The 18,508-nt window shown below is 66.7% G+C and carries 25 protein-coding genes; 12 read left to right on the top strand and 13 right to left on the bottom strand.

Annotated features, from left to right (window positions below; all coding sequences use genetic code 11):
- Positions 1–23: 23 nt before the first annotated feature.
- The 4 genes from ACFHYQ_RS24210 to ACFHYQ_RS24195 form a co-directional block, all read right to left on the bottom strand.
- Positions 24–539, bottom strand: coding sequence for an RNA-guided endonuclease TnpB family protein (locus ACFHYQ_RS24210; protein ID WP_446746308.1), 516 nt, complete (start codon positions 537–539; stop codon positions 24–26).
- 418 nt (positions 540–957) lie between these two features.
- A complete protein-coding gene (locus ACFHYQ_RS24205; RefSeq protein WP_394303427.1) occupies positions 958–1,083 on the bottom strand; it encodes a hypothetical protein in 126 nt (41 codons plus the stop codon).
- A gap of 29 nt (positions 1,084–1,112) precedes the next feature.
- A complete protein-coding gene (locus ACFHYQ_RS24200) occupies positions 1,113–1,250 on the bottom strand; it encodes a hypothetical protein (RefSeq protein WP_394303426.1) in 138 nt (45 codons plus the stop codon).
- 329 nt (positions 1,251–1,579) lie between these two features.
- On the bottom strand, positions 1,580–1,705 hold the full coding sequence (locus tag ACFHYQ_RS24195) for a hypothetical protein (RefSeq protein WP_394303425.1): 126 nt from the start codon (positions 1,703–1,705) through the stop codon (positions 1,580–1,582).
- 291 nt (positions 1,706–1,996) lie between these two features.
- Here ACFHYQ_RS24195 and ACFHYQ_RS24190 point away from each other — a divergent pair, with 291 nt between their 5' ends.
- From ACFHYQ_RS24190 to ACFHYQ_RS24175, 4 genes are all read left to right on the top strand, one after another.
- On the top strand, positions 1,997–2,413 hold the full coding sequence (locus tag ACFHYQ_RS24190) for a hypothetical protein (RefSeq protein WP_394303424.1): 417 nt from the start codon (positions 1,997–1,999) through the stop codon (positions 2,411–2,413).
- Positions 2,414–2,701: 288 nt separating this feature from the next.
- A complete protein-coding gene (locus ACFHYQ_RS24185) occupies positions 2,702–3,421 on the top strand; it encodes an ATP-binding cassette domain-containing protein (protein ID WP_394303423.1) in 720 nt (239 codons plus the stop codon).
- The gene (locus ACFHYQ_RS24180; protein WP_394303422.1) at positions 3,421–4,677 is read left to right on the top strand and encodes a DUF7224 domain-containing protein; all 1,257 of its coding nucleotides are present in this window, start codon (positions 3,421–3,423) and stop codon (positions 4,675–4,677) included. The genes ACFHYQ_RS24185 and ACFHYQ_RS24180 overlap by 1 nt, the downstream gene beginning before the upstream one ends.
- Entirely contained in the window at positions 4,674–5,279 is a 606-nt protein-coding gene (locus tag ACFHYQ_RS24175; RefSeq protein ID WP_394303421.1) for a hypothetical protein, read from the top strand. The genes ACFHYQ_RS24180 and ACFHYQ_RS24175 overlap by 4 nt, the downstream gene beginning before the upstream one ends.
- 134 nt (positions 5,280–5,413) lie before the next feature.
- Here the strand turns inward: ACFHYQ_RS24175 and ACFHYQ_RS24170 are convergent, their stop codons facing one another.
- The gene (locus ACFHYQ_RS24170; RefSeq protein WP_394303420.1) at positions 5,414–5,944 is read right to left on the bottom strand and encodes an SRPBCC family protein; all 531 of its coding nucleotides are present in this window, start codon (positions 5,942–5,944) and stop codon (positions 5,414–5,416) included.
- Between the two features lie 92 nt (positions 5,945–6,036).
- Here ACFHYQ_RS24170 and ACFHYQ_RS24165 point away from each other — a divergent pair, with 92 nt between their 5' ends.
- Both ACFHYQ_RS24165 and ACFHYQ_RS24160 read left to right on the top strand, forming a co-directional pair.
- Positions 6,037–6,312 (top strand): type II toxin-antitoxin system Phd/YefM family antitoxin, encoded by a 276-nt coding sequence (locus ACFHYQ_RS24165; protein ID WP_394303419.1) that lies wholly within the window; start codon positions 6,037–6,039, stop codon positions 6,310–6,312.
- Complete coding sequence (locus ACFHYQ_RS24160; protein ID WP_394303418.1) at positions 6,312–6,590, top strand: hypothetical protein; 279 nt, start codon at positions 6,312–6,314, stop codon at positions 6,588–6,590. Before ACFHYQ_RS24165 ends, ACFHYQ_RS24160 begins: the two co-directional genes overlap by 1 nt.
- Before the next feature lie 137 nt (positions 6,591–6,727).
- On the opposite strand, the gene ACFHYQ_RS24155 is transcribed toward ACFHYQ_RS24160, so the two are convergent.
- The 3 genes from ACFHYQ_RS24155 to ACFHYQ_RS24145 all read right to left on the bottom strand — a co-directional run bounded on the left by ACFHYQ_RS24155 (position 6,728) and on the right by ACFHYQ_RS24145 (position 8,857).
- Complete coding sequence (locus ACFHYQ_RS24155; RefSeq protein WP_394303417.1) at positions 6,728–7,465, bottom strand: sulfotransferase family protein; 738 nt, start codon at positions 7,463–7,465, stop codon at positions 6,728–6,730.
- 139 nt (positions 7,466–7,604) lie between these two features.
- Positions 7,605–8,057 carry a VOC family protein gene (locus ACFHYQ_RS24150; protein ID WP_394303416.1) on the bottom strand — a complete coding sequence of 151 codons (453 nt, stop codon included), beginning with the start codon at positions 8,055–8,057 and terminating at the stop codon, positions 7,605–7,607.
- 107 nt (positions 8,058–8,164) lie between these two features.
- Positions 8,165–8,857, bottom strand: a complete 693-nt coding sequence (locus tag ACFHYQ_RS24145; RefSeq protein WP_394303415.1) for a helix-turn-helix transcriptional regulator — start codon at positions 8,855–8,857, stop codon at positions 8,165–8,167.
- 210 nt (positions 8,858–9,067) lie between these two features.
- Between ACFHYQ_RS24145 and ACFHYQ_RS24140 the strand changes: the two genes are divergently transcribed.
- On the top strand, positions 9,068–9,511 hold the full coding sequence (locus ACFHYQ_RS24140; protein ID WP_394303414.1) for an OsmC family peroxiredoxin: 444 nt from the start codon (positions 9,068–9,070) through the stop codon (positions 9,509–9,511).
- A 120-nt stretch (positions 9,512–9,631) separates the two neighbouring features.
- On the opposite strand, the gene ACFHYQ_RS24135 is transcribed toward ACFHYQ_RS24140, so the two are convergent.
- A complete protein-coding gene (locus ACFHYQ_RS24135) occupies positions 9,632–9,880 on the bottom strand; it encodes a DUF2249 domain-containing protein (RefSeq protein WP_394303413.1) in 249 nt (82 codons plus the stop codon).
- 131 nt (positions 9,881–10,011) lie between these two features.
- Here ACFHYQ_RS24135 and fdxA point away from each other — a divergent pair, with 131 nt between their 5' ends.
- From fdxA to ACFHYQ_RS24120, 3 genes are all read left to right on the top strand, one after another.
- Positions 10,012–10,356: a ferredoxin gene (fdxA, locus tag ACFHYQ_RS24130; protein ID WP_204015491.1), complete on the top strand. Its 345-nt coding sequence runs from the start codon at positions 10,012–10,014 to the stop codon at positions 10,354–10,356.
- 82 nt (positions 10,357–10,438) lie between these two features.
- Positions 10,439–11,044 carry a pyridoxamine 5'-phosphate oxidase family protein gene (locus tag ACFHYQ_RS24125; RefSeq protein ID WP_394303412.1) on the top strand — a complete coding sequence of 202 codons (606 nt, stop codon included), beginning with the start codon at positions 10,439–10,441 and terminating at the stop codon, positions 11,042–11,044.
- A gap of 86 nt (positions 11,045–11,130) precedes the next feature.
- Positions 11,131–11,535, top strand: a complete 405-nt coding sequence (locus ACFHYQ_RS24120; RefSeq protein ID WP_394303411.1) for a histone-like nucleoid-structuring protein Lsr2 — start codon at positions 11,131–11,133, stop codon at positions 11,533–11,535.
- Between the two features lie 141 nt (positions 11,536–11,676).
- Here ACFHYQ_RS24120 and ACFHYQ_RS24115 read toward each other — a convergent pair whose 3' ends face one another.
- Positions 11,677–12,924, bottom strand: a complete 1,248-nt coding sequence (locus ACFHYQ_RS24115; RefSeq protein ID WP_394303410.1) for a cytochrome P450 — start codon at positions 12,922–12,924, stop codon at positions 11,677–11,679.
- A 39-nt stretch (positions 12,925–12,963) separates the two neighbouring features.
- The gene (locus ACFHYQ_RS24110; RefSeq protein WP_394303409.1) at positions 12,964–14,319 is read right to left on the bottom strand and encodes a glutamine synthetase family protein; all 1,356 of its coding nucleotides are present in this window, start codon (positions 14,317–14,319) and stop codon (positions 12,964–12,966) included.
- A gap of 179 nt (positions 14,320–14,498) precedes the next feature.
- On the opposite strand from ACFHYQ_RS24110, the gene ACFHYQ_RS24105 reads away from it, so the two are divergent.
- Complete coding sequence (locus ACFHYQ_RS24105) at positions 14,499–15,308, top strand: acetoacetate decarboxylase family protein (RefSeq protein WP_394303408.1); 810 nt, start codon at positions 14,499–14,501, stop codon at positions 15,306–15,308.
- 92 nt (positions 15,309–15,400) lie between these two features.
- Here the strand turns inward: ACFHYQ_RS24105 and ACFHYQ_RS24100 are convergent, their stop codons facing one another.
- Positions 15,401–16,888, bottom strand: coding sequence for an APC family permease (locus ACFHYQ_RS24100; protein WP_394303407.1), 1,488 nt, complete (start codon positions 16,886–16,888; stop codon positions 15,401–15,403).
- A gap of 188 nt (positions 16,889–17,076) precedes the next feature.
- On the opposite strand from ACFHYQ_RS24100, the gene ACFHYQ_RS24095 reads away from it, so the two are divergent.
- Positions 17,077–17,649: a MarR family winged helix-turn-helix transcriptional regulator gene (locus ACFHYQ_RS24095; protein WP_394303406.1), complete on the top strand. Its 573-nt coding sequence runs from the start codon at positions 17,077–17,079 to the stop codon at positions 17,647–17,649.
- 4 nt (positions 17,650–17,653) lie between these two features.
- Here the strand turns inward: ACFHYQ_RS24095 and ACFHYQ_RS24090 are convergent, their stop codons facing one another.
- Positions 17,654–18,430, bottom strand: coding sequence for a gamma-glutamyl-gamma-aminobutyrate hydrolase family protein (locus ACFHYQ_RS24090; protein WP_394303405.1), 777 nt, complete (start codon positions 18,428–18,430; stop codon positions 17,654–17,656).
- Positions 18,431–18,508 lie beyond the last annotated feature (78 nt).

The raw sequence follows: 18,508 nt of genomic DNA, 5'->3' as shown, positions 1-18,508 counted from the left end.
CGTTCACTGAGTATCGGTGCTTCTCAGTGATTCGCCCGTTGCCGGGCGAAGGTCCCCGCCTGATCCAGGCGGTCGTATGACGCCCGGTGCAGGGTAGACGCTTCACGGTCACCTGCCCCGCCGGGCGGGGTCTTATGGTCGGCTCCACGTCCGTTTACCGTCTCCGGGCCACTCCCGGCGACCTGCCGCCCCACCAGGGCGGCCAGATTGCGTGCGGCGTTGACGTCCCGGTCCAGGACCAGGCCGCACTCCTCACACGTGTAGGTCCGTACCCGCAGGGGCAGCTTGGCTTTCACCGCACCACAATTCGAGCACGTCTTGGAGGAGAGGAACCAGCGGCCGGCGACGATGAGGGTGCCGCTGTTCCACTCGGTCTTGTAAGCGAGTTGCCGTCGAATCTCTCCGAACCCGGCGTTGGAGATCGCGCGGGCGAGCCTGGGGTTGCGGACCACGCCCGCCACGTTCAGGTCCTCGATCACGATCGTGCCGTACTCCCGCGCCAGACCCGTGGTGAGCTTGTCGATCGCGTCGCGGCGCAGCCGGGTGGTCCGGTGGTGGACGCGGTTGCGTTGCCGGTTGGCGTGCTTCCACCCGTTGGATGGCCGCTACCCGGTGCGACGGTCGAGGCCGATCTTCCGGGAGACCGCCCGCGATTGGCGGCGCAGCTTCCGCTGGGCCGCATGGTAGGAGCGGGGGTTGGGCGCCAGCGGACGGCCGCCGGAGAACACCGCCAGCGTTCTCGCGCCGTGCCGTTTTCGATGCGGCGGGCGAGCTTGCGGGTTGACTCGTGCGCTTGAGCGTCCCCACTCTCGGCAAGGTGACGTGCTTGCGGTCGGCTTCCAGGCGGATGGCCGGTGGTGAAGCGGACCGACGGCACGGTGCGGCGCTTGGCCTTGAAGCGCGGTAAGCCCATCCGCTGACCCTTGCGCTTTCCCTTCCGGGAGTCACTCCAGTTCTTCAACGCGGCGGCCAGCCGCTCCAGATCGGTGGCGAGGCTTCCTTGGAGCATTCGGCCCACCACGGGGCGACCTGGCGCTTGACGCGGTTCCACTCCTTGCGCAGGGCGTACATCGGCCACGACATCGCCGGGGTCAGCGCCTGCTAGGGACGCCCTAGGAGCGTTCGGCCGCGCGCTGGTCCAGGTTGGCCTTCACCTTCGCCAGGCCCAGTTGAACGCCATCGTGCCGCCCCGGCGTGCGCGGCCAGCGCCTGCTCCTGGGGGGTGAGATCCAGCGCGAACCGGTAGGCATGCCGGGTCAGGGTCATCGCGATCCACCTCCACCTCTAGAGTGCCTGAACAACTACTCAAGGTGAGCAATAGCTCGGCTGTGCCCATCCAGTGCCGGGAATCCGCAGACATCTCTCGGGAGACCTCCGACCAGCGGTCCGGGCAGCCGAACGCCCGGCATCGCCGGGCGCAGCGCCGCAACCTCACAGGCCTGCATCCCGGCTCTCGACTCCCAATCGCGGACAAGACCGGCAGACATCCACGCTGGGCGTGACCTCGCTCAACGGATGGCGCCGGAACCGCCGCCTGCAGAAGAAATCCGAGAAGACCGGAGAAGAACTGATGGATTCCTCAACAGTCGTAGCCCTCCGCGAGGGTTTTGAGGCCGCGCAAGGTGTTCTCGATGGCGGAGCGCAGGTCGTCGAGTCGCCACCGGACGATGGCCTCCTCCCGCTCTGGACTGCGGGCGATCGCCAAGGCGAGCCCGGACGGCGCCGGCCCGATCCGCGCCCGTGTCGCAACTGAGTAACAGGGAGCAGTCCGCCATGTGATGTAAACCACACAGGAAATTTTCAGCGGAACGGGAACGGCGCCCTCCGTCACATATGGCAGGTCAGCGCAGTCTTATTACTTCAAAACCCCGACCCGGTGGGCCCGCAGGTGAGGCAGGAGGGCGGCATTCGCGCTTGACCAAAGATCACGACGAAACTACTGCCTGATTCGTCAAAAGCAAGGGCAAAAAGCCCAAACAGTCCAAGGGGTCGAATCATGAAGCGTAAGACCGCTGCCATTACCGTACTCACCATCGTCTCGGCTGGTATCCTCACCGCATTACCGGCGTTTGCTGAAGGGAGTTGGAGTGGCTCGCTGACCAGTGTGACGACAGGATTCGAGTCTCGGCGTTGGAGTGATATGAATTCCGATGCGGCCGCTACCACGATCAAGCTGTACAACTGTCGTGATTATCTGGGTAGCGGGAGTAACGTAAATGCGTATCTCGAGTTGTTCAAGGATCGCTTTGGTCCTGACCCCAGTGTCGGAACTAAGACGTTCACCAATTGCGGGACCAGTACAGGGTCAACCCAGAGTTGGGGGCGTGGAACCCAGGACGACTATTATTTTGTGTTCCAAGGAAGCAATCGCGGTAACGCCTCCTTCTCTGCTTCCGTCACCGTGAAGTACTGAGGAGACGATCGCGGGACCCTGCGAAATCAGGCTTCACTGGGGCGAAGCCCCGGAAACTAGATCGCTGGGCGGGTATACCGTTAAACTTCCGAAGCCGAACCAAAGCCTCCGCGGGTTCTCGAGAGTACGGGCTCCATCCGTCTGGAATCGCCAGAGAGGGTCGTTAAGCAAAGAATCAGTAATATGATTCTTTGTCGCGGTAGTACGTCTGCCAGCAAGGGACTGGGACTACGCCAGTGCCGCATCAATGTGCGGCGCTGGCTTTCCCGTTTTAGTTAAGGGAGCACCTTGTCAATATCGCTTCACGGATGTTCGTACGGTTATCGGCGCAACAGTTTGGTTCTCAACGAGCTGGACCTTTCGTTCCCCGCAGGTGTATCCCTGCTGCTTGGTCCGAACGGCGCGGGTAAATCGACATTACTCGGCATCGCGGCTTCGGCTCTTGCTCCTCACACGGGGCACGTAGACTATCGGGGCCTTAACCCAAGGAAGAGTCGGGACCGGAAGGAGTTCAGAAAGGCTGTCGCGTGGATGCCGCAGCAGATCAGCCCGATACCTGGCCTGACGGTACGCGAACAGGTTGCGTACATGGGGTGGCTGAAAGGGTTGGCGCGTAAGGATGCTTGGAGCAGGGCTGCGGACTCCTTGGAAGCGGTCGAACTCGCGGACCTGATGCATCGCAAGTCGCATGAGCTCTCTGGGGGGCAGATACGCCGGATGGGCCTTGCCCAAGCACTTGTGCATGAAGCCGAAGTAGTTCTCATGGACGAACCGACAGCAGGGCTGGACCCTGCTCAACGTGAGACGTTTCGACGTCTGATCAAACAAATCTCCGCCCACTCTCACGTCATAATATCGACACATCAAACCGAGGACATCAGCGAACTGTACGAATCAGTGATAGTCCTGGACCGGGGACAGGTGAGGTTTCAGGGAAGCACGGTCGAATTTCTTGGTGCGGCAGACGCGGTGAGCGCGTACCGGCGGCTGGTGAGCGGAGAAATTTGATGAATTGGCATGGTCGCCTCCGTTCGTCCACCGGTCTTTACGCCCTTCCGCTGGCCATCGTCCTGGCCGTGATGCAGGCGCGTCGAGAACTCGGATCCATGGATCTGAGCTGGCCGGGGGCTTCTGCGATGGCTGGTTCAGCGGTGGTCGTCATCGCTCCCATCTTTGCGGCGGTCGCCGCATGGGAGGCGGGACGTCTGAAACGAGGTCGCGTTGAAAATTGGACCTCCACCCGACCCTGGTACATTGTCGCGCTCGACGCTGTCACGCTTCCCCTGCTATTCGCCGCATGTGCTCTCATGTCGGCTCTCCTTTCGCTTCTTCCCGAGATGGCATCGGTTCCGGGCGCACCTGACTGGAGATTCATCGGCGTAGCAGCACTTGTCTGCATCGGGTTCATATCTCTAGGATTCGGCGCCGGACGGTTACTGAAACCTGTTTATGCAGTACCTGCCTGTCTCGTCGGAACCTATCTTTGGCTGGCCTATCCGATTTCTATGCAGCCACTTTGGCTCCGACATCTCACCGGAAATTATGACATGGCATGTTGCCGGTACGATCAGGTCCCAGACGCACGTGCCCTTGTAGCCGGTATGTTGGTTGCCATCGCAGTGGTGGTAATGGGAATCGGACTCTCTGTTGCTCAACGCCACCTCGCGGTCAAGCGGGTACTCGCTGGTCTCTTCTCTCTCAGTCTCGTGTCATGTGGGGTGCTACTCGTTCATGACATGAGTTGGGAGGCGGCCACCGCCCGGTCAGCCCAGGAATTGATCTGCACATCAGGCACAGGCCAAGCAAAGCTGCGTGTGTGCGTGTGGCCCGAACACGCTGATGACGCCAGGGTAATCGCGAAGGCCGCGTCTCCAGCCGTCAATCGGTTGGTGGGGGCAGGGCTTCAACGACCTAAGACTGTAACGGAAGGCCCGCCGGCGGAGAATGAGTGGTCCTTTTACTATCCCGGTGATCCGGCCAGCGTGCCTTGGGCGATTGCACTTGGTCTCGTTCCCCAGGACGTGCCGAAGTGCCAGGATCAAGGTGGTGAATGGCTGACGGGGGATATGGTTCTTGTGCTCGCGGCCTGGCTCTCCGTGAAGGCCGGATCTCCAGATGATCTGGTGGAGAAGCGGGTGGGGCCTGAAGCCATGGCCCAAGTACAGCAGGTGACGCAGAGGCCGACATCTTCTCAGTTGAAATGGTTCCGCGACAACATGAAGATTCTGGGCGCCTGTGATGTAAAACCGGTGACGGTGCAATGAACATATTCCTGAGAGCCCATCGGGCGAGTGCCTCGGCGGGTGTGCTTGCTCTGGCTGTTCTTTTGGTAGCTACGCTTTCCGGTCTGCAAGTGCCGACTTTGAACCTGCTGGGCGGTGGCAAGTCGTACGTACCGGTCGGAGTCCTCCTCCCTCTGGTAGGTGTCTCTGCCATCATGTCATTTCTGACGAATGTCCCCGCCGAGATCGAGGCTACTGCTGTTAGGCCAGTGCAGCGATATGAAGCGCTCGCGGTCTCGCTCGCGGTTGTCCTGTCGCTCGCAGTTGGCGCTCTCCTCGGGTTCACGGGCCTTCAAGAGCATGCATTTGCAGCTACCCGGAACCTGGCAGGCTACGTGGGGCTGGCTGTGCTGGGACATAGGTTCCTGGGGCGCCATGCGGCTGTCGTCATTCCGCTGATCTTCGCATTCGCCTGTATGACCGCCGGCCGTAAGGCAGGCGGTCAGCTCTGGCCGTGGGCATGGCCTCTGTTCGAATCGAGGCATATTCCAGCCGCCCTAGTAGCGGTCGCTCTATATCTGATCGGCCTTGTGTTCCTGCTATCGAAGGCCCGACCTATGCGGCGCGCTAAGGATGGTCCATAGTCGGCAAGCCCATAGTCGGTGCTTGGAACTTCGGCCTGGTGGGACGGCCCAACCGTTCAACCAGGCCATTTTTATTCTGGCCGGCTACCGGTCGAGTTCTTCCACCTGATCTTTCGTTCGTCAGACGCTCCCTTCTAGCGAGCGCGCTCAGCGAGGGATTTGATGCCGCGCAGGGTGTTCTCGATGCCTGAGCGCAGGTCGTCGAGCCGCCGCCGGACGATGGCCTCCTCCCGCTCCGGGCTGCGGGAGATCGTCAGGGTGAGCCCGGAGGGCGCCGGACCGATCCGCGCGCCATGGACCAGACGGGTGCCGCCCGCCTCGGGATCGAGGACGAACCGCCAGGTGGCCACCGGGGTCCGCGGGTCGGGTATGGCGGTGCCGAACCGGCCGTCCGGGTCGACCACGGCCCAGGCGAACGCACGCGGCGCGTCCAACTCGACGACGTGCGACACGGTCCGCCACTCGCCCAGCATGTCGTTGCGGTTGTGGCCCTCGAAGCGGGCGTTCACCGCCGGACGGTCGGCGCCGTCGAGCCATCGCACCCGCTGAAGTTCGGGGCTGAACCTGGCCGGCAGTTCGATGTCCGTCACCAACTCCCACACCCGTGCCGGGTCCGCATCGATGCGCACCTCGCACTCCACATTGGGGGCATCCACGTAGTGCACGTCCTCGTCCCTTCTAATGCGCGCCACGGCGGTCTGGCGTCGCCGCTCGGAAGTTATAAGATCATCGACTGTTAGAGTTGTACAATTAGTGCATGAGTGAGATGCCGATCAGTGAGGCCCGCGAGCACCTCGGCGAGGTCGTGGGCCGAGCGCGTTACGCCAAAGAAGAGACCGTCCTGACTCACTACGGACAGCCGGTCGCCGTGGTGATCTCCATGGAGAAGTATCAGAAGCTAACCAAGAGCCAGGACGATGTCCCGGAGTATGAACTGCCATCTGAGATCACCGCCCAGATCGAGGAAGCCCGTCGTCATCCTGAGCGTCGAACGCCTCGACCACGGCGAGCCGGACGGAGTGCCGCGTCCTGATGGTTGAGATCGCGTTCGATCCACAGCCTCATGAGGCCTACAACTCGCTGGAGAAGAGCGCTACCGGCGCACACCTTCTCGACGCCATCGACGAAGCCTTGGACCTGCTGGAAGCCGATCCCGGCGATTCCCGCGTCCGCCGTAGGTCATTCAAGGACGGCCTCTGGGGAATCCCGCTCCGGGACCGAACCGAAGATTGGCTCATCATCTGGGAATGCGATACCAGCGAGCCAGACGTCATTGTGATCCGCTATCTCGGCGCCGATCCGTTCGCTTGACAGACGATCTGCTTCGGAGGGGCGAGGCAGGGCCGGTCCTCACATTGCGTTGCCGGGAAGCCTTCAGGCTCCCGGGTTGTGTACGGCCCGGCCGTACTGACGTTCCGAGCCTGATACCCCGGGCGTGATCGATCGCCTCAGGCCTTGGTGTCGAAGGGCGAGAGGAGGCGGCCTTCGGTGAGCAGTTTCTCTACGGAACGGCGCAGGGACTCGGCGTCGTTCAGGTGAGGGAACGGCTCGGCCGCAGGCGGATCCACGCCTAGGAAGGCGCACAGCGGACCCCACCCCTGGCGAACGTCGAACACCAGGAGGCGTTCCGGTGGGAGGCTCTCTCGGACGGCGGCGACGTGCCGGTGGTAGGCGGCGATGGCCGACATCTCATCCGGCGCCTTCTCGCCGAAGCGCCACTCCTCCTCGAAGACGGACCGGCCGATCTTCTGTAGCAGCGGGCGGAGACTCTCCACGGCCGCCATGACGGTGTTCCCGGCTTCGTGTGCGTGCTCTTCGAAGGCATGACGAGGTCCGTTCGTCATCAGGGCGTGGAAGCTCGCGTACCAGCCGGCGGGGTCGCGAACGGTGAGGACGACCTTCGCGTCGGGGTAGGTTTCCGCGAGCTCCCGCCAGAAATAGCTGGCCGGCCAGTCCACGCATGATCGGTAGCCCTCGAACGTCCGATCCCAGTCCACCGGGGAGCCCGAGCCGGCGGGCAGCCAGTGCTCGGCATACTCCGGATGAGCCATGATCTCGAACATGTGGTAGCAGGGTCCGAAGCCGAGCCGCTCCAGGGCCGCTTTCAGTGAGGTTGTTCCGGTGCGCGGGAACCCCGCGCCGATGACCTTGATCATGTTCAGCCTTCCGCCGCGGACGACTGTCACCTGCCTTCTGACGGGCGCATCACCTCCCTGCACTTCCTATGAGACTTTTTCCCACTTTTCCGACGAATTCTCGGGGAGGAGATCGAGTACCGCTGACAGCGAGGCGAGCGAGCGTGGCGGGGGCGTGCGCGTCGGTGATCTAGGTCGCGCAGAACTCGTTGCCCTCCGGGTCCAGCAGGACCCACCAGTGCCCGGCCGGCCCGTGGTCCACCTCGCGGACGCGGGTCGCACCCAGGCCTTCCAGCCGGGTCACCAGCTTCTCGAGGCCGCCGGGCTCGCCGTGGATATCGACGTGCAGGCGGTTCTTGCCGGCCTTTTCCTCGGGCACGTCCTGGAAGAGCAGTCGCCGCCCGTGGCCGACGCCGCTGATCTCGTCGTACGGATCCTCGGGATGCCGGATCGCGGCGTAGCCGCGGAAGATCTTGCGGCCGCGATGCTCGGCGACCGCCTCCTCCCCGACGTGCCCGGCGGCCAGCAGTCGCTCGATGAGCGCGCTGGGATCTTCCACCTCGTAGTCCAACGCCGCGGCCCAGAAGTCCGCGAGAGCAGGCGCGTTCGCGCTGTCGATGACCAGTTTCCAACCCAATGCCATGCCACCGGTTATACCGATGCCCACCGACAATCGGCGGATCGGTCGGATCAGACACCGAGGTGGCGCAGGACCGCGAGGACGCGGCGGTGGTCGTCGCCGGACTCCGCCTATGGCTCGGGCGAGGCAGCGGGGGCGAGGCGGGCGACGCACAGGTCGGGTTCGACGAACGGGTCGAGGCGTTCGGCCTCTATCGGTGCGCCCAACTCGGCCAGCAGGCCCTGCATGAGCCCGAGGTGGATCGAGCAGACCACCTCGCGGTGCGCCTCCGCGGTCTCCCGGAACGGGCAGTGGTGCAGCAGGACCTTCCGCCCGTCCTCGGCGGGTTCGGGGGCGAACCCGATGTCGGCGAGCATGCGCACCAGTTGGCGGGTGGCGGCCTCGACGTCGAGACGGCGGAACGGCGGCGGCCGGTCGGCGAGATAGCGTCCCCAGGCGCGTCCGGCACGCAGCGCGGCCTGGGCGGGTTGGGGCGTCTCCGCGGCCAGCGAACCGGCGAGGATTTCGGCGAGCAGCCGGTAGCTGCGCCGCCCGCTGTGCGCGCTTTCGGGCCGCGCGGTGTAGAGGATGCGTGGGCGTCCGGGCTGGTCGCGGTCTTCCGCGTTCCGTTCGGCCAGGTCCGCCTCGACCAGGGCGTCGAGGTGGAACCGGGCCGTGTTGGGGTGCAGCCGCACCCGCTTGGCCACCTCTCCCGCGGACAGCGGACGACCGGCCTCCTGTAGCACGGCGAGCACCTGGGAACGGCTCTCGTTCAGGGCCGGCACCCCGCCGGGATCGGGGCGAGCCACCTCACGGACATCCATTCAGCCATTTTACACAGAGTATTGGTGAAAACCAGGGGGTCGCGAAGGGGCGGTCCCGGCACCACGCTCGCATGCGAGTCCGGTCGTTGAGTTTACCTGATTCTTACTGTAAAAATTACAGCGAAAGGGCAGAGATGACCAAGGATGCCTGGCGCCACGGCGGGCCTGGAGGTCCCGGTCTGTTCGAGAAACGGCATGAGGAGGACGGGAATGGCGATAGCGGAGCGTACGGCGGAGACGACGTGGGAGGGCGCGCTCGCCCGCGGGCGCGGGACGATCGACGGGGGGAGTGGGGCCATCGAGGGGATGCCCGTGACGTGGGCGTCCCGGACCGAGCGTCCGGACGGGTTGACGAGCCCTGAGGAGTTGGCCGCCTCGGCCCACTCCTCCTGCTTCGCCATGGCGCTCGCCCTGCGGCTGGGCGAGCACAAGGCGGTGCCGGAGCGGCTCACCGTGGCCGCCACCGTGACCCTCGACGAGGTGGGCGGCGTGCCCACCATCGTCTCCTCGGCGCTCCGGGTCCGCGGGCGGGTGCCGGATCTGGACGCCGACGGTTTCCGCAAGGCGGTGGACGAGGCGGCGGGGCTGTGCCCGGTGTCCCGGCTGTTCGCCGGAGCGAAGATCACTGTCGACGCCGAGCTCGAATCGGAGTGATCCGCCGCTGATGAGCTGATCGGCTGATAAGCGTTGGAGGGCCGGCGGCGCCGGGCACGCGTACGTGACCGGTGCTCGCCGGCCCTTTCGCGATGAGGCCCGGCCGGGCGGAGGCCCGACTCAGCCGCCCGCGTTCGCGACGCGGCCGATCCGCACCCGCCAGGTCTCGGGGCCCTGCTCGAGGTAGTCCCAGCTGAACTCCCCGGTGTGCTCGGCGGCGAACTGGTAGTAGAGCGGCTTGGGATCGTGGTCGTTGACGAGCACGAAGCCCTCTCCGGCCCCCAGAGCGGTGTACGTCTCGAAGATGAGCTCGTGACGCCGGGCGGGGGCCTCGGTGCGCACGTCGAGTTCGCGGTCCTCGGTTGCCATGTGTGGTCTCCTCCGCATCGTCGATCAGCGCCTTGTCTGATCTTGTGGATTTTCCCAATCGCGATTGTTTATACGAGCACGCTAGTGCAAAATGGCAGACGGGACAACAAGCCCGATGGAGGAGGCCTGCCGTGACCTACGTGATCGGCGAACCATGCATCGACGTGATGGACCGCGCCTGCGTCGAGGAGTGTCCCGTGGACTGCATCTACGAAGGGGCGCGCTCCCTTTACATCCACCCGGACGAGTGCGTCGACTGCGGCGCCTGCGAACCGGTGTGCCCGGTGGAGGCCATCTACTACGAGGACGACCTGCCCACGGCCCTGCAGCCGTACGCGCAGGACAACGCGCGGTTCTTCAGCGAGACGCTGCCCGGCCGCGACGCGCCGCTGGACTCGCCGGGCGGCGCGACCAAGCTCGGTCCGATCGGTGTGGACACCGAGTTGGTCGCCTCCCATCCCCAGCCGGACGAGTGAGCCGCGGCGAGAGCGGCCCTGGCGGAGGAGCGCGGTGCCGGCGAAGCCGTAAATAAGTTGTCGGTGCCGACATAATGGAATCATGGGCAAGACTTATGAGCGGATAGCCGGTCGGCTGCGCGACTTCATCGAGGCGCAGCCGATGTTCTTCACGGCGACCGCTCCGCTCGCGGACACCGGCAGGGTCAACCTGTCACCCAAAGGGCTCCTCGGATGCTTCGCGGTGATCGACGACCTCACGGTGGCCTATCTCGACTTCGCCGGAAGCAACGCCGAGACCATCGCCCATCTTCGTGAGAACGGCCGGATCACGCTCATGTGGTGTGCCTTCCAGGGGCCGCCGAACATCGTGCGCGTTCACGGGCGGGGCGAGCCGGTCTTCCGTGACGACCCTCGGTGGGCGGAGCTGCTGGCTCACTTTCCCGGCATCGACTCCAGCCGGCACGGCCTGCGGGCGATCATCGTTGTCCGTGCCGAACTGATCCGCGACACGTGCGGCTACGCCGTCCCTTTCATGACGTACGACGGGGACCGGGATCTGCACGGCAAGCGCTTCGAGCGTGAGGACGACGAGTCGCTGGGGGCGTACTTCGAGAAGAAGGAGCACGTCGCCGCCAGCCTTGACGGCCTGCCCGGCCTTCCGTTGCCGCTGCCCCCGACGCCGAGCGCGCCGAAGTCAGGTGGATGACCCGATCTTGTCGGTGGACACCAGTAGGATGCCACGGTCCAAGCAGGCAGTGATCTACCCGGAAAGGGCTGCACGTGGCGCAGAAGGTGATACTGGTTGACGATCTCGACCTCTCCGAGGGCGATGATGTGGCGAGGCGGGAGTTCCCGCTGCTGAACCGGACCTTCGCCATCGACCTGTCCGACGCCAACCACCAGCGGCTGAACGACGCTCTCGCGTTCCTCGACAGGGTCATGGAGAACTCCCGCGAGGTGAAGCAGGCCTCGCGGTCGAAGAAGGCGGCCGACACCTCGCCCCGGCTGCGGGGCTACACGCTCACCGACGTCCGTGAATGGGCCCGTGAGCAGGGAGTGGAGGTCCCGGCTCGGGGCAAGGTCTCCGACGAGGTCGTCGAGCGGTTCATCGCTGCCCACCCCGAAGCGGCCGCCACGGATGCGGGCGCCACGGACACGGAGACCGAGTCCGCCGTGGAAGCGACGCCGGACGCCTGACGGCTCGTACGGCCCGCCGGCCCGCCGGCCCGCCGAGCGGCTACCCACGCCGAGGCATACCTCGGAGAACGCCGGTGTGGCCGCGGAGACCGGGCCGATCGGCCGTACAGAGATGTCCCTCGCGTTGTCCCTCGATGTCCCTCAGGCGAGGGAGACGGTGACGGGTAGGTCCTTGATGCCGTTGACGAAGTTCGAGCGGACCCGGCGCACGTCCCCCGCGCGTTTGATGTCGGCCAGACGCGGCAGCAGCTCCTCGAACATGATCCGGATCTCCAGCCGGGCCAGCGCGTTGCCGAGGCAGAAGTGCGGGCTGCCCTTGCCGAAGGTGATGTGGTCGTTGCTCTTGCGGGTCACGTCGAACGTGTAGGGGTCGGGGATGGCCCGCTCGTCCCGGTTGCCCGAGGCGAACCACATCACGACCTTGTCACCCTCTGAGATCTTCTGTCCGTGGATCTCCACGTCGCGGGTCGCCGTACGGCGGAAGTGGTAGACGGGGGAGGCCCAGCGCAGGAACTCCTCCACCGCCGCCGGGATGAGCTCGGGCTGGTCGCGCAGCTTCGCCAACTGCTCGGGGTGGTCGATCAGCGCGTGCATGGAGTGCGTGATCGCGTGCCGGGTGGTCTCGTTGCCGGCCACCACGAGGAGCAGGAAGTAGTTGTCGAAGTCGCGGTCGCTCAGCGCCACGCCGTCCACGGGGGTCTGGTTGACGAGCCGGCTCACCAGGTCGGTGCCTTCGCCGCCGCGGCGCCGCCGGGCGAGCTCCCGGCCGTACTCGAAGACTTCGAGCGAGGCGGGACTGCGGAAGGGCAGGTCGCGGTACCTCTCACTCTCCTCGCTGTGCAGCAGCACGTCGGCGTAGTCGGGGTCGGTGTTGCCGATGATCCGGTTGCCCCAGTCGATCAGCTGCTGGGTGTCGCCCTCGGGGACGTCGAGCATCCGGGCCAGCACGTTGATCGGGAAGTCGGCGGAGACCTCCTTCACGAAGTCGAACGTGCCCTTGGCCAGCGCGGCGTCCAGTGTCTTGGCGGTCAGTCCGCGCAGGAAGACCTCATATCCGGCGACGGCCCTGGGGGTGAAGTCGCGCTGGAGCAGGCGGCGCAGCGAGGTGTGCCGGGGCCCGTCGGTCTCCAGGAGGGAGCGGCGGATCTCGGCCTGCCGGTCGTCCACCTCCTCCAGGTTCACGAACTTCGTCGAGGTGAAGGTCTCGACGTCGCGGTCGGCCTTGACGATGTCGGCGTGCCGCGTGAGCGACCAGAAGCCGCTGCCGTGTTCGCCCTCGTCCTGCCAGTGGACGGGCGCCTCGTCCCGCAGCGCGTCGAACATGCGCCAGGGGGTCTCGCCGTCGAGGAAGTTGTCCAGGTTCGCCAGGTCGACGTCTTCCAGGCGCATCGGCACTCCTTAGAACAAACAGATGTGGCTGGAGATGGCTCAGAGGTGGTAGGCGTACTCGCGGAACTCCCAGTCGGTGACGAACTGGGAGAACCGCTCGACCTCGTTGCGCTTGTAGGCGAGGTAGGCCGTGGTGAACTCCTTGCCGAGCACCTCACCGAGCGCGTCGTCGGCGGCGAGCGCGTCGAGCGCCTCGGGCAGCGAGGAGGGCAGCATCGGCGACCTGCTGGTGTCGTAGCCGTATCCCTCGAGCGGGGCCGGCGGTTCGACGCGGTCACGGATGCCGAGGTAGGCCGCCGCGAGCAGGCCGGCGATGCCGATGTAGGGGTTGGCCGACGCGTCGCCGAGCCGTACCTCGAACCGGCTGGCCGCGCCGCGCTCCGGCGGCACGCGGACCATGGCGCTGCGGTTGTCCAGCCCCCAGTCGATCAGCCAGGGGGCCAGGGTGTCGGGGCCGAAGCGCTTGTAGGAGTTGATGGTCGGGTTGAGCAGGGCCGCCAGGGCGGGCGCGTGGGCGAGGACGCCGCCGATCGCGTACATCGCCGTCTGCGACAGCCCGTACGGCCCGGCGGGGTCGGCGAAGACGTTGCGGCCGGCGGCGTCCGCGCAGGACAGGTGGGCGTGGAAGCCCGAGCCGCCTTCGTCGTTGAACGGCTTGGCCATGAACGTGGCGAGCAGCCCGTCCCGCCGGGCCAGTTCCTTGATCGCCGACTTGAAGCGGAACGCCCGGTCGGCCGCGTCGACCGCCTCGCCGTGGTGCAGGTTGATCTCGAACTGTCCGCCGGAGAACTCGTGGTTGCCCATCGTCACGCCGAGGTCCATCGGGCGCAGCGCCCGCAGGGTGCGCAGGATGTGCGAGCCGCGGTCGCCCTTGGTGCCCGCCACGTAGACGTTGCCGGGGGCGTCGTCGTAGCGCCGCCAGCCTCCCGAGCCGTCCGGCTCGAGCAGGAAGTACTCCAGCTCCGGGCCGACCACTCCGGTCAGGCCCAACTCGGCCAGCCGGGTGGCGGCCGCCCTGACCACCTCGCGCGGCGCCTCGGGAAAGGGGCCGCCCTCGGCGGGGTCGACCGTGTCGCCGAGGCAGGCCGCGACGCCCGGCTCCCAGGGCAGCGGGACGAGGGTGGACAGGTCGGGGCGGATCGAGATGTCGGGCAGCCCCTGGTCGAGGCCACCGGGCACCGGCACCACGTCGGCCTGCGGCGAGGTGTAGTAGACGGCCCGGCAGAACGCGACGCCGTGTTCCATGACGTCGGGGAGCCGCTCGACCAGGACATCCTTGCCGCGCTCGGTCCCGATGAGGTCGGGATATCCGATCCGGACGATGTCGATGCCCTGGTCGGTGAGGCGTCGCACGATCTCGGCCGCCGGCTCGGTGCTCGCTGAGCCTTCCAACACTGGGCCTCCTCAGAAGTTCGAATGGGTACGTGAGCTGGTCGTTTGGGGGCAAACAATACGCTGGGAACGGCAGGGCCACAAGACCCTATGCCAGAACTCACCTATGTGCTACGGGATGACAAAGCCCAGCTCAGGACATATCGTATGGGTCCAAATGATTATCGTGACAAGGAGGCGCAGTGGCGACGGTGCGCGGTTTCTTCACGCCCAAGACGGCGACGGGGCGTTCCTCGCTGATCCCCAGCCCCCCGTGGCACTACTCCGGTGATCTGCTCACCGTGGAGTACCGGACCGACCCCGCGAAGGTGGCCGCGCTGCTGCCCGAGCCGCTCGGCCTCGCCGAGGAGGACCCCGGCGCGGTGGCGGTGATCTGGGCCGACTGGCAGTCGTGCTCGGAAAGCCGGGAGGAGCTGCTCGACCCGGTGCGCGCACAGTACAAGGAGTGCTTCGCCGTGGTCCGCTGTTCCTACGGCGGGCGGACGTACTCCCGCTGCGTCTACATCTGGGTGGACAAGGACTTCGCCGTCGCCCGCGGCATCCACCAGGGCTACCCCAAGAAGCTCGGCTCGATCCACATGACCCGGCCCCATCCGTACGGCCTGGCAGCGCCTCGCATCGACGCCGGCGGCGCCTTCGGAGCGACGCTGGCGGCGGCGGACCGGCGGCTCGCCCAGGCCGTCGTACGGCTCCGCGAGCCGAGTGAGACCAATGGCTTCGTCAACGGGCACCCGATGGCGCACAACCGCTGGCTGCCGTCCATCGAACCGGGCAAGGGCCTGGCGCTGGACGAGCTGATCGTGGCGGGCGCCGAGAGTTTCGAGGCGGGCCAGGCGTGGGCGGGCGAGGCCGAGATCGAGCTGTTCGACGCCCCCACCGAGGAGCTCGCCGACCTGACGGTCGAGGAGGTCATCGGCGGGTACTACCGCCAGGTCGGGGTGGTCTGGAACGGCGGCACCCTGCTAGAGACCGGCACCTCCGGCGCCCTCTAGTCCCGACCTCCGCGAGGAGGGGCCTCCGCAAGCAGGCCCCTCCCATCACCCCGAGGCCGTGATCTCGGCCATCTCTGCAAGTGTTCGCGAGATCACGGCAAGGGGGTGGGGGCGGATGCGCCTTGGCCGATCCGGTGGTAGGTGTCCGACCTGTTCTCCTTGATCCACCAGCCGTAGCCGAGACCGATGATCCCGGCGATCAGCACGAGGCTGGGGATCAGCCAGTTGAGCATGGAGTCGGGCGGGGTGCCGAGCAGCGCGTGGAAGTTGATGATCGCGAGCACGAGGATGACCGCCAGAGCCAGGGCGGCCAGCGAGGGTGCGACGATCCGGCCCCAGCCGTTCTCGCCGCGCGGATCGCGGAGGAAGAAACCGATGACCGAGACCGAGGTGATCACCAGGAGCAGGATGACGCCGAGCGCGCCGAGGTTGGTGAACCAGTTGAACAGTGTCTCGGTGGGGTCGTCGCCGACGATGGCGAAGACGAACAGCACCACCGCGGCGATCAGAGTCTGGGTCACCGAGCCCACCCACGGCGAGCCGTGCCGGGGATGGGTCCGGCCGAGACCGCGCGGCAGCACGCCCTCGCGTCCGAGCGAGAAGAAGTACCGGGCGACCGCGTTGTGGAAGGACAGCAGGGCCGCGAACACCGCGGTGACCAGGAAAACGGCCCCGATCCTGCCGAACGTCGGGCCCATGGCGTCGCTGCCCAGCACGAACAGCAGGTCGGGCCCGTGCTCGCCCGCTTGATCGATGACCCGGTCCACGCCGGCGCCGATCCCCATCGCCCAGGCGGTGAAGGCGTAGAAGACGCCGATGACGCCGACGGCGATGTAGGTGGCGCGGCCCACGGTGCGGCGGGGGTCGCGGCACTCCTCGCTGTAGATCGCGCCGGACTCGAAGCCCATGAACGACGCCATGACCCAGCAGAACCCGGCGCCGACGGCACCGGTGGTGAGCGCGCTCCAGGAGAAGGCGTCCATGGACAGCCCGGCCGGGGCCGAGGCGACCTGGGAGGCGTCGAAGATGATCACGATGATGGTCTCGCAGATCAGCAGGACGGCGAGCACCCGGGCGTTCAGGTCGATCCGGCGGTAGCCGAGGAAGGCGATGAGGAGGAGCGCCGCGAGCGAGGCCACCCACCAGGGAATGTCGACCCCCAGCTCGGCTGTGATCACTCCTGCCGCGGCGAAGCCGAACAGGCCGTACAGGCCGGTCTGCATCGCGTTGTACGCCACGAGGGCGACGAATGAGGCGCCCACCCCCGGAATCCGGCCGAGGCCCTGTGCGACGTAGGCGTAGAACGCGCCCGCGTTGGAGATGTGCCTGCTCATCGCCGCGTATCCGCCGGAGAAGAGGGCCAGCACCGCGGCGAGGACCAGATAGATCACCGGGATGCCGACGACCCCGGTGGTGGCATAGCTCAACGGCAGTCCGCCGGCGGCGACGGTCAGCGGTGACGAAGCGGCGACCACGAAGAAGACGATGTGGGCGACGCCGATGCGGCGGCGGGACAGTTCGTGGTTCTCGGTCGTGCTTGTGGGGGCGGACCGCCCGGCGGCGATGGCCTCATCTGCCATGGCAACCTCCCATCGGAGAGGGAATGGGGTTCAATCAAGTGATCGGCTGAGGGCCGGATCACGACGGGTGGAAATCTTTTGCCCCCGAACGACCTGCATGTTCGCGGATCGTACGTGTACAAATGAACTCGACGCAAGAGTTGCGGGGTGTTTCGAACACCCATTGAGCCCCCGAAGGGAGCCGGGACGTGCCCGCCCACTATCCGTTGTCAGCCACCGAGGAGGCGGTCAGTCGTCGGCTGGGATCGATCCCGGTCAATCGTGAGGCGCTCGTCGCGGTCTCCAACCTCCACCGGGCGGCCAGTGCCGTACGGCAGCACCTGGAGAACTCGGCGCTGCGCGCGGCCGATCTCACCTGGAGCGCCTTCGTGGTGCTGTGGGTGGTGTGGATCTGGGAGGAGATCGAGACCCGGCACACGGCCGCCGAGGCCGGCATCTCCAAGGGCACGCTCACCGGGATCATCAAAACGCTGGAGTCACGGGGCCTGATCGAGCGCCGTCAGCATCCCGACGACCGCCGCCTGGCCCTGCTGCGCCTCACCCCCGAGGGGCTGGCGTTGATGGAGGACCTCTTCCCCGCGTTCAACGCGGAGGAGGCGTTCGTCGTCGACTCCCTGGGGGGCGAGGAGGCGCTCCACCTCGCTGACACGCTCCGCCGCATCATCACCCACCTGGAGGAGAAGGGCGAGGCGCGGCGCGAGAGCCTGCGCCGTGACACGCCCGTCCCGCCCCGCCGCGGCGGGCGCCGCCGCGCCACCTGAGGGCTCAGCCGCGCGCCGCGGCGACGAGCGCGTCGAAGATCCGCTGGTTGACGGGGTCGGTCGCGGCGGTGTCCTCCGGGTGCCACTGGACGCCGAGGAACCAGCCGTACGGCCCGGCCTGCCCGGCCTGCTCATGCGACATGCGCAGTTCGGCGGCCTCGACCGTGCCGTCCTCGGCGTACGCCGTGGCCACGAGACCGTCGCCCAGCGTCGACGCGCACTGGTGGTGGTAGCAGGACGCGGCCACCTTCTCCGTCCCGGCCACCTCGGCGAGCAGTGAGCCGGGCCACACCCGCACCGGGTGGACGACGTGCCGGTGGTCGGCCTCCATGTGCTGGTTCAACCGGCCGCCGAGCACCACGTTGACCACCTGCAGCCCGCGGCAGATCGCCAGCGTGGGCAGGCCGGTGTCCAGTGCGTGCCGGGCCGCCGCGAAGTCGAAGGCGTCCTGCTCGGCGTCCACGTCGTAGACCGTGTCGTGCGGCAGGCTCTCGCCGTACGCCGAGGGCGCGATGTCGCCGCCGCCGGGCAGCAGCAGCCCGTCGGCGACGGCGAGCCGGGCGGCGGCCTCGCCCGCGTCGACGGGGTGCATGAGGAACGGTTCCCCGCCCGCCCGGTAGACGGCGTCGGCGAGCGCCCGCGCGGTCACCACGGCCGCGTAGCGCAGGGCGGAGGTCGTGGCGGCGAACCGGGACGGGATCGCGATGATCGGCCTGGGCCGCGTCTCCCCGGACCGCGTCCCCCCGAACCCTGTCTCCGCGGGCCGTGTCTCCCTCGGCATGGCGCACACTCCTCACGCTTTGTTCGCTCCCAAACGATAGCCCTTCGTATTGACTCCTGAGCAGCCACGACCGTAAAT

It is taken from the genome of Sphaerimonospora cavernae (assembly GCF_042435035.1).
GTDB lineage: Bacteria > Actinomycetota > Actinomycetes > Streptosporangiales > Streptosporangiaceae > Sphaerimonospora > Sphaerimonospora cavernae.
The sequence above is the reverse complement of the archived record's forward strand: the minus strand, read 5'-3'. Positions and strand labels throughout refer to the sequence as shown.

Excerpts from the sequence above, each read along its gene's own strand:
- ACFHYQ_RS24205 (WP_394303427.1), bottom strand. The coding sequence starts at position 1,083 with ATGTCGTGGCCGATGTACGCCCTGCGCAAGGAGTGGAACCGCGTCAAG.
- ACFHYQ_RS24200 (WP_394303426.1), bottom strand. The coding sequence starts at position 1,250 with ATGCCTACCGGTTCGCGCTGGATCTCACCCCCCAGGAGCAGGCGCTGG.
- ACFHYQ_RS24190 (WP_394303424.1), top strand. The coding sequence starts at position 1,997 with ATGAAGCGTAAGACCGCTGCCATTACCGTACTCACCATCGTCTCGGCT.
- ACFHYQ_RS24180 (WP_394303422.1), top strand. The coding sequence starts at position 3,421 with ATGAATTGGCATGGTCGCCTCCGTTCGTCCACCGGTCTTTACGCCCTT.
- ACFHYQ_RS24175 (WP_394303421.1), top strand. The coding sequence starts at position 4,674 with ATGAACATATTCCTGAGAGCCCATCGGGCGAGTGCCTCGGCGGGTGTG.
- ACFHYQ_RS24165 (WP_394303419.1), top strand. The coding sequence starts at position 6,037 with ATGAGTGAGATGCCGATCAGTGAGGCCCGCGAGCACCTCGGCGAGGTC.
- ACFHYQ_RS24160 (WP_394303418.1), top strand. The coding sequence starts at position 6,312 with ATGGTTGAGATCGCGTTCGATCCACAGCCTCATGAGGCCTACAACTCG.
- ACFHYQ_RS24150 (WP_394303416.1), bottom strand. The coding sequence starts at position 8,057 with ATGGCATTGGGTTGGAAACTGGTCATCGACAGCGCGAACGCGCCTGCT.
- ACFHYQ_RS24145 (WP_394303415.1), bottom strand. The coding sequence starts at position 8,857 with ATGGATGTCCGTGAGGTGGCTCGCCCCGATCCCGGCGGGGTGCCGGCC.
- ACFHYQ_RS24140 (WP_394303414.1), top strand. The coding sequence starts at position 9,068 with ATGGCGATAGCGGAGCGTACGGCGGAGACGACGTGGGAGGGCGCGCTC.
- ACFHYQ_RS24135 (WP_394303413.1), bottom strand. The coding sequence starts at position 9,880 with ATGGCAACCGAGGACCGCGAACTCGACGTGCGCACCGAGGCCCCCGCC.
- ACFHYQ_RS24125 (WP_394303412.1), top strand. The coding sequence starts at position 10,439 with ATGGGCAAGACTTATGAGCGGATAGCCGGTCGGCTGCGCGACTTCATC.
- ACFHYQ_RS24115 (WP_394303410.1), bottom strand. The coding sequence starts at position 12,924 with ATGCGCCTGGAAGACGTCGACCTGGCGAACCTGGACAACTTCCTCGAC.
- ACFHYQ_RS24100 (WP_394303407.1), bottom strand. The coding sequence starts at position 16,888 with ATGGCAGATGAGGCCATCGCCGCCGGGCGGTCCGCCCCCACAAGCACG.
- ACFHYQ_RS24090 (WP_394303405.1), bottom strand. The coding sequence starts at position 18,430 with ATGCCGAGGGAGACACGGCCCGCGGAGACAGGGTTCGGGGGGACGCGG.